Annotated in this window: 1 protein-coding gene; it reads right to left on the bottom strand. The window is 61.4% G+C overall.

Annotated elements, in window-relative coordinates; translation table 11 throughout:
• The coding region (locus ABG80_RS20095; protein ID WP_152987769.1) for an IS5 family transposase at positions 1-575 on the bottom strand (575 nt) is incomplete at its 3' end.
• Between the last annotated feature and the right edge of the window lie 93 nt (positions 576-668).

Genomic DNA, 668 nt, shown 5'->3' with positions numbered 1-668 from the left:
GGGTCAGTGCTGGATTCATGCGTCTCGTTGCTGCGCGACTTGCCTCGGAAGTCGCCGCCATCGTCGTCGTCCTTGCCGTCTTTGCGCACGAAGCTCTTGTGGCCCGCCCAGGCTTGAATCAAGGTGCCGTCCACGCTGAAGTGCTCCTTGGACAACCACCGCTTCTTGTCTGCCTGCTTGAGCACGGCGTTGAAGAAGGCCACCACAGCATCGTGCTCAATCAGCCGCTCGCGGTTCTTGGTGAACACTGTTGGCACCCACACCGAGTCGTCCATCGACAGGCCGATGAACCAGCGAAACAGCAGGTTGTATTGCGTCTGCTCCATCAACTGGCGCTCCGAGCGAATCGAGTACAGCACCTGCAGCAGCATGGCGCGCAGCAGCTTCTCTGGCGCGATGCTGGGGCGACCGCCTTTGGCGTCTTCCTCGTACATCCCGGCGAACAACTCGCCCATCTCGGCCAGGGCCTTGTTGACCATCGTGCGGATGACCCGCAGCGGGTGGTTGGCTGGCACGAAGTCGTCAAGCTTCTTGAGGGTGAACAGGCCTTCGGTGAAGGTGTCGGCGCCGCGCATGGTGGGTGTCGCTTCAGGTCGTTGAGGTGCTACGCTGATAACGCATCACGCCACTGGGGCGTGGACTTGGCTGTTGGGTATTTCCGCAGCCTG

The sequence above is a fragment of the Aquabacterium parvum genome (assembly GCF_001447195.1).
Classification (GTDB): domain Bacteria; phylum Pseudomonadota; class Gammaproteobacteria; order Burkholderiales; family Burkholderiaceae_C; genus Aquabacterium; species Aquabacterium parvum.
Note: the sequence above shows the minus strand (reverse complement) of the source record. Positions and strands in the feature narration are given on the sequence as shown.